This window comes from Streptomyces sp. NPDC103540, assembly GCF_055584445.1.
In genome coordinates this window covers 1-7204 of record NZ_JBVJMA010000040.1, presented here as the reverse complement: position 1 = coordinate 7204, position 7204 = coordinate 1, and the positions used below count along the sequence as shown (strand labels likewise).

The 7204-nt window shown below is 70.4% G+C and carries 6 protein-coding genes and 1 pseudogene; 3 read left to right on the top strand and 4 right to left on the bottom strand.

All coding sequences use genetic code 11. From position 1 onward, the window contains the following. On the bottom strand, positions 1-190 hold a 190-nt coding region (locus ACZ6ZI_RS40185), incomplete at its 3' end, for a recombinase family protein (protein WP_469530097.1). A 304-nt stretch (positions 191-494) separates the two neighbouring features. On the opposite strand from ACZ6ZI_RS40185, the gene ACZ6ZI_RS40180 reads away from it, so the two are divergent. Next, positions 495-1130 (top strand): hypothetical protein, encoded by a 636-nt coding sequence (locus tag ACZ6ZI_RS40180; RefSeq protein WP_469530095.1) that lies wholly within the window; start codon positions 495-497, stop codon positions 1128-1130. 125 nt (positions 1131-1255) lie between these two features. Here ACZ6ZI_RS40180 and ACZ6ZI_RS40175 read toward each other — a convergent pair. The 3 genes and pseudogenes from ACZ6ZI_RS40175 to ACZ6ZI_RS40165 form a co-directional block, all read right to left on the bottom strand. Then, positions 1256-2938 (bottom strand): annotated as a pseudogene (locus tag ACZ6ZI_RS40175) (DUF4158 domain-containing protein); the annotation flags it as partial. 102 nt (positions 2939-3040) lie between these two features. Further along, a complete protein-coding gene (locus ACZ6ZI_RS40170; protein ID WP_469530092.1) occupies positions 3041-3292 on the bottom strand; it encodes a response regulator in 252 nt (83 codons plus the stop codon). A gap of 191 nt (positions 3293-3483) precedes the next feature. Beyond that, positions 3484-4458, bottom strand: coding sequence for a tyrosine-type recombinase/integrase (locus ACZ6ZI_RS40165; protein WP_469530090.1), 975 nt, complete (start codon positions 4456-4458; stop codon positions 3484-3486). A gap of 326 nt (positions 4459-4784) precedes the next feature. On the opposite strand from ACZ6ZI_RS40165, the gene ACZ6ZI_RS40160 reads away from it, so the two are divergent. Both ACZ6ZI_RS40160 and ACZ6ZI_RS40155 read left to right on the top strand, forming a co-directional pair. Further along, positions 4785-5096: a hypothetical protein gene (locus ACZ6ZI_RS40160; RefSeq protein ID WP_469530089.1), complete on the top strand. Its 312-nt coding sequence runs from the start codon at positions 4785-4787 to the stop codon at positions 5094-5096. A gap of 399 nt (positions 5097-5495) precedes the next feature. Then, complete coding sequence (locus ACZ6ZI_RS40155; RefSeq protein ID WP_469530086.1) at positions 5496-6758, top strand: DNA sulfur modification protein DndB; 1263 nt, start codon at positions 5496-5498, stop codon at positions 6756-6758. Positions 6759-7204: the final 446 nt, after the last annotated feature.

The following is a 7204-nucleotide window of genomic DNA, read 5'->3' as shown; positions in this document are numbered from 1 at the left end:
TGGTGTCGCCGACGGCGGCCTCGTTCAGCAGCCGGGTGAAGCCGGCGCGGTCGAGGGAGAGCTGCCGGGTGGAGGTGGCGGGGTCTTCGTAGACGGGGGCGCCGGCGGCCAGCAGCGGGGCCAAGGCGTGGCGCTGGCGGGCGTCGGTCTGCTTGTCGGTGGAGTGCCGCAGGTAGAGCCGGTCGGCCATGTGCTCTTCGCCTTCCCCAGGTGGGCCGGGCGGGCCCGGTGGTGTCCGCGGACCACCCTAGCGGGGGCGGAATGGGGAGGCGGAATAGTGGACCGGATTCGATTGGATCGGCGGCCGGTTCGGGCAGGTCGGCGGGCCGAGCCAATTGGATCGGCAAGCGGGGGCGGAATCGACCGTTTCCGCCCCCAGGGCGTTGGATTGCCCACCCAACTGACCCCACCGGGCCCTGCCCCATCGGCACACCGTCACGTTCGCGCCTCACGCGCCATCCTGGGTCGCTATCAAGCCATAGGGAGGCGCCAGGGTGGCCCATGTCCGCTGGTGCGGCCACAGTCTTGGCGTGCGCACGTCGGGCAGGAGCCGCGGCGAAGCCGACGTGAAGGTGGAAGTCGTGGTGGACAGCAAGGACTTCGTGCGACTGGTGGGACGCAGGGCGGCTCTGCGCTATGTCCTGGCAGGGAGCGCGGCCGCTGCCGTGGCGGCCTGCTCGGGCAACGGCTCCACCAGCGTCCGTTCCCAGACGCTGAGCGCGTTCCTGCAGGGCACCTGGAGGATCAAAGCAGAGAACGGTGCAGGGGCGCTGGTGGAGGTATTCAGCGACGGGAACTACGTGATCTCCGGAGGAGAGCCCGGCCAAGAGTGGTCGGATCAGGCCACATGGAAGTACGAGGACGGCCGCCTCACCTACACGGTGGAGTCGCTGCATAGACATCCTCCCTATGTCATCCATGAGATGCCTGAGCAGGCCGGCAAGGCAATCGACGGCACCTACACCGTGTCGGGGGGCATGATCGACAACGGTGGACAGGAAGAGGGCTACTCGAAAATGCAGGTCACCGGCACAAAAGACAAAGTGGTGCTCACCTTCCCTCAGAAGCCAGACGGGCAACTCCGCGTTGTCACCTGCACCCGGCTCGCGGGCACCCAAGGCGCTCCCTGAACCACAAGCCCGGAGGCAGGTGATCACGATCGTGGTGGGCCGGCGACGCCGCCTTCGACCGATTCCGCCCCCAGGGAGTCAATGGACGTACGGCGCCGAGGGCGCCGGTCAGCTCACTCCGGCCACGCCATCAGCTGCCAGGCCGCGTCCAGCGCCCGCACCCGGCCGGCCAGGTGCTCGGCCACCGGCTCCTCCAGACTCAGCCCGTGCAGGACGTCCGCCTGCACCGCCTCCCACTGCGCGCCGTCCAGCAGCCGCGCCCGTGGGTCGGCCCACCGGTTCGACGGCGAGGCGAACACGTCCCGGCGCCCGAGCGCCTTGTGCAGCTGCTCCAGCACGCACACCGCGTAGGCGTCGCGGTCCACCGCGCCGAGCGGCAGGTCGGGGTTGGAGTACACCGCCTTCTTCCAGGCCGGCGGCACGAGCTTCTGGTCGATCTTGCGGGGCAGCAGCGGCTTGGCCTTCACCTTGCGCCGCGCGAGCGCGGGCAGCCGCTTCACGGCCTCCAGTACCCGCCGGCCGCCGGAGGCTGCCCCAAGCGCGCTCGACTCGCCGAGCAGCGACAGGAACGGGCGCACCGTGCCGTAGCGGCCGGCCAGCTGGCGGCGCATCTCCGCCTCCGCCTCGTCGTCGCCCGGCGGCAGCAGCTCGTCCAGCAGCCGCACCGCCGCCTCGACCTCGGCGCGCGGCCCGACCTCGGTCTCCAGCGCCAGGAAGAGCGCCGCCGCGTCCAGGTCGGCGCCGGACTCGGCGACCAGGTCCAGCTGCTCGGACCACAACCGGTACACCGCCTGCACCGTGCGCGACGCCTTCGCCAGCCGCGGCCGGGAGGCCAGCCACTCCTTGTCCGTGGCCCGCTTCGCCACGTTCAGCAGCTTCACCTGCATCAGCAGCGAGAACACGTCCAGCGCGTCGTCGATCGCCGACGCCTCCAGGTGCCGCACCACCGAGGTCAGCAGCGCGGTGCGGCGCGGCTCCCGGGCGCGTTCCAGGATCGGCGCCTTCGACCCCAGCCCGACCCGGGCCAGCGTCGCCAGCCGGTTCGGCGGCACCTTGTCCAACTTCACCCGGCCCAGGTGGAAGGCGGAGATCTCGTCCACCCGCTCCAGTGCCTTCGCCATGCTCGTGCCGGTCGTGCGCGTCGGCGGCCGGCGCAGCCGCTCCAGCTCCGAGACCCGACGGCCCTCCGGCACCTCCAGCAGAGCCACCAGGTCAGCTGGCAGCGAGGGGTCCGCCCGCCGGGCGGCGTTGGCCACCGTGGCGTACAGCCGCCGCTCCGCGACCGTGCGGACCTCCGCGACCTGCCGCACCAGCGCCGACACCCCGGGCAGCAGCACCCGGTTTCGCCGCAGCCACCCCACCGCCTGGTTGAACAGCGCCACCGGCCCCTCGGCGTGCGTCCAGGCCCGCCCGTGCAGGAACGTGCGGAACCGCCGGCCCCACGCCGCGTCCTCGAACTGGTGGTAGCCGTAGGCGTCCCGGATCTCCCAGGCGTGCTCGTAGGCCGTCATCTGCCGCTCGGTGTACCGCTTCACCACCGAGGGGTCCTCAACGCCCAGGTGCTCGGCCACGTACGCGACCACCGACCACGGCACGTCCAGCGGGTCCTCCAGGAAGAGCCCCAGGTACCGGACCGTGCACATCTGCAGCGCGAAGCCCAGACGGTTGTGATCACTCCGCCGTTTCCCGATCAGCCGCCTGTCCACGTCATCGAGGTAAAAGAACCTCTCCATCTCCGGGCGCGTCGGCTCCTCAACGAACCGTCCGTACGCCCCGGCCTGCTCATCCGTCAGAAACTCCATCGGCACGCGGCGGACGGTATCCGCCAGCCGATCACCTCATACGATCTTCGATCGAAGTCGAGTGGGCCGGATGATCACTGTGCTAGCGAGCAAGATCGTTCCTTACCGCTAACCACGTCCGGATTGATCCCCGAGGCCGAGGACCGGCAGAAGCGGGTGCAGCTCGCGGCCCTTGGCCGCCAGCTCCTCGCCGCGAATGTCGGGAAGGCCGACGTCAGTGAACAGCAGAGCGACCTCCTGGTAGGGGCTTTCCAGGATCTTCAAGGCGGCCTCTGCGGAGTCGGCCTCGATCGCGGTGTAGCCGAGTTCGTCCAGCACCTCGACGGCGAACATCCTGACGATGTCGTCGTCTTCGACCACCAGAATATGCAGGGTTCTCTCCTGAGCTGCGGGCAATCGACCGCTCATCCAGCCCGAGCGGGCGAGGCGGTTGCGCCTCGCGTGTCCCATCCAAGCGCGTCAGCTGCGGCTTGGGTGCCAACGGCCGATATTGATCAACTTCTGTGCGCCTGGCGAGAGCCCGGGCGAACCCTGCCACAACCGCGACCTCGTCAACGCCGGGCGTCCCCGGGCGCGAGCAGGGCGGTGACGCCCGCGATGGCATCCGCCGAGGGCTTGAAGTACCGGCGGACGTTCTCCACCTTCTTGTGCCGGGACTTGGCCATCAGCATCAGCTCCGAGGCGTTCTGCTCGCCGAGGTGGGTCAGGGAGGAGTGCCGGTACTCGTGCAGATCCCAGCCGGTGCCCGGCCCGGCCAAGGCGGTGTGATGGTCGAGCAGGGCGCGGGCCTGGCCGTAAGAGAGGCGGGCCAGGCCGGTGTCCGGGCACACGTCCCGGGCGGAGGCGACCTTGCCGGGGCCGGGGCGGCGGTGGGTGACGAACACCGGCCCACGGGTGCGTCCCTTGAGCAGGCGAGGCAGCAGCCGGGCGGTGCCCGCGTCCCAGAACACCGTCTCCAGCACGTAGTCGGCGCGGGTGGCGCCGCGCCGGCGCACCTTGGGCTGGGCGCCCTTGGCCTTCACCGGGCAGCGGCGCCCGGCCAGGTCGAGGTCCTCGATGTTGACGTCCAGGATCTCCTCGGAGCGGGCACAGGTCTCGTAGAGCATCCGCCACAGGGTCTTCTCCCGCAGGTGGACGTCGCGGCGGGCGATCAGCCGGTCGATCGCCATCTTCGAGCGCACCGGGGTGTCGGAGTCCGGCGGCGGCATCCGCTTCGCCCATGCCGGGACCGCCGGGCCGTCGTAGCCGCGCTCCGCGCACCAGCTCGTCCAGGAGAGCACCGCGCCGCGGCGGGCGTTCCAGGTGTTCACCGCCGAGCTGCCCCACAGCAGCTCCAGCGCCTCGCCGATCTCGTCGTCCGCGACGGCAGCGAGCGGCCGGCCCTCGCCCAAGTGCTCGGCGGTCTTCCCGAGGGCGATCCCGTAGTTCCGGACGGTGTTCGGGTTGGTGAGCGAGTCGAGGAAGGCATCGGCGGCCGTCCGGACGGTCAGCGCCTTCCCGGTCGGCAGCAGCAGGACCGCGGGCACCGTCTCTCCCTTGCCGCAGATAACAGGGGCGCTTGACGCAGCGTGCGGAAGAGGTCCTCGCAGGTCGCGCTCAGTGATACCGCAGATAATAGGGCGTTATCTGGAGGAAGACTTCACGTTCGTCCCGGCGCCGACGTTCCGTCAGGTGCTCACCAGCGGCGATCCGGGCTTAGCGCCGGTTTCCGTTCCGATGTTCCTCAACCGCCAACACACGCTCATGACCAGCCCCACCCCGCAGCAGACCACCCCGGCCAAGATGGGCACCGGGGGCCCGGACGTACAGCCGGGCCCCCACTCCACCGACCACCACCACGAAGGACACTCGCATGCCTGAACGCCCCACCAGCGTCCCCGTCACGACTGGCGGCAAGACGTACGACCTCACCCGCGAAGCCGTGGAAGCCGCAGGCTCCCGCCTGCCCCCGCTCCACCAGGACGCCCCCGGCGGCGCCGAGTGGCACGTCCTCGTCGGCGGCGGACTCCACTACGTCTCCGACGTCTTCGCCGCCGCCACCGGCGGCCCCCGCACCCGCGACGTCAAAGCAGTCCGCGACGCCCTCGAACTCCTCGGCTTCCCCCTGTTCGTCCGCGCCGACCGCGACCTGATCGACAACGGCATCCCGAACCACCGCGGCTGACCGAACCGTCACCCGGCGGCCGGCCAACCCTTCCCGCCCCACATGTAGACAGCCCCCGCATACAAGCCGTGTGCGGGGGCTGTCGGGTGAGCAGGGTAGGTGGGGGCCGCGGAGGGTGGACCGATGCTTTCGAGGCAGGTTCCGGGTTTTTGCATGGCCGGATTACGGCCCCTCGTAGGCCAGTTGCGAAGCTTCGCCGCTACCGGCCGCACCCCTTGACCTGCCAAGACGTCTAGGAGGTGAGTGAGTTGCGGGAAGCGGAATCACGCCTTCAATGGAGTTGCGGGAGTGGGTGGCTGAACTGCGGGAAGAAATCGAGGTGTTGCGGGTTCGGGTGCGATGGTAGGTTCTCATACCGCGGAACACCGCGACGCACCCACCCGGAAGGACACCACTGTCATGAGCATGCCCCTGCCCACCCCCGCTGTGACCGGCATCGACGTCACCGTCATCGGCTTCCGCAACGGCGCCGCCATCGGCGTCATCGACCTGCCGACCCTCCTGAGCATGTGCCCCAACCCCAAGCGGGAGGAGGACCGCGTCCTGTCCAAGCGCGCCACCCCCACCGAACGCGAACACGCCGAACTGCGGCTCCTCGTGCAGCGCACCGTCCGCGACACCCAGAAGAAGAAGAACATCCCCGTCTACGCCGGATACCTCGCCAAGGGCGTCCTCGGGGACCTCGGACTCCACTGGTCCCACCCGCCCATCACCCTGTGGGCGCCCCCCGAGGGCAACGAGGAGACCGTCCGCTTCAAGGCCGAACTCATCCCCGGCACCGGCGTCTGCACGGTCACCATCGTCACCGGCACGAAGGTCATCGGCATCGACGGCGAAACGCAGCTCTGCGCCTGGCACGAGATTGCCGAGAACCCCACCCACTACGGGGTGACGGCCGCCAAGCTCCGCGACGTCCGCATCCCCTTCGAGCTCTACTGGAACCTCGACACCGAGGGCGCCCGTCAGGTCTTCTACGACCGCAACGTCCTCGCCGTGCCCGTCGCGAAGAACATGGCCATGGCCATGGACACCCGCGACATCGCCACCCAGGTCGCCCGCGACATCGCCGAGCAGATCATCGTCACCCACAACGGCACCGACACCCCCTTCACCGACCTCGTCCAGTCCAGCAAGCGGCAGCTCGCCCCGTCCGACCCCGAGGTCATCACCCTCTCCGGCCTCCGCGCCCTCGTCGTCACCGCCATGTACGGCGCCTCCGGCATCGGCCTCACCTCCGCCGCCATCGAGGCCGACGACCTCCCCCGCACCGACGACGACACCCCCGTCAAGCGCGCCGACGTCGAGCACGAGACCACCGAAGCCATCGTCTGGGCCATCACCAAGCTGTTCCCCTACTTCGCCAACCGCTCCGCGATCTCCACCCCCGCCGTCCTCGCCGGGCTCGGCGTCGCCCTCCACACCTCCATGAGCTGGTACGACGGCGACAGCCGCAACGACCGCCACGACCTCGACACCCTCCTCGCCGGAATCCGGTGGGAGCGCAAGGCCTCCTACTGGGACGGCATCGCCGGACGCGCCACCGGCGACGGCGCCGACGGCATCAGCTTCGGCGGCGGCGCCAAGGACTCCGGCGGCCGCGTCGCCGCCGCCATCCTCAACCCCGACTCCCCGGCCGGAGAGAAGATCCGCGGCCGCGCCTGACCCCCTCCAGCACACCACGACACCCCCGGCCGGCCACCCACCGCCCGGGGGTGTCCCCGTACCCGGCCGAACAACCCGCGGACCGGGACCGCCCACGCCGACAGCCCCCGCCCACGAGCCGTGCGCGGGGGCTGTCCGGCGAGCACGGGCAGGCGAAGTTGCAGGGGCGGGCCGGTGCGTTGGGGGTGGGGGCCGGTGGGAGTCGATTCCGCCCCCAGGTGCAGATCCAATCGGCTCGGCCCGCCGACCTGCCGGAACCGGCCGCAGATCCAATCGAATCCGGTCCACCGTTCCGCCCCCTCATTACGCCCCCCGCTAGGGTGGTCCGCGGACACCACCGGGAAGGCGAAGGGCACATGGCCGACCGGCTCTACCTGCGGCACTCGGGAGCCCGCATGATGGTCGGCGGCGCAGCCGACGTGGGCTTCGGAGGGCTGATGGAGGCG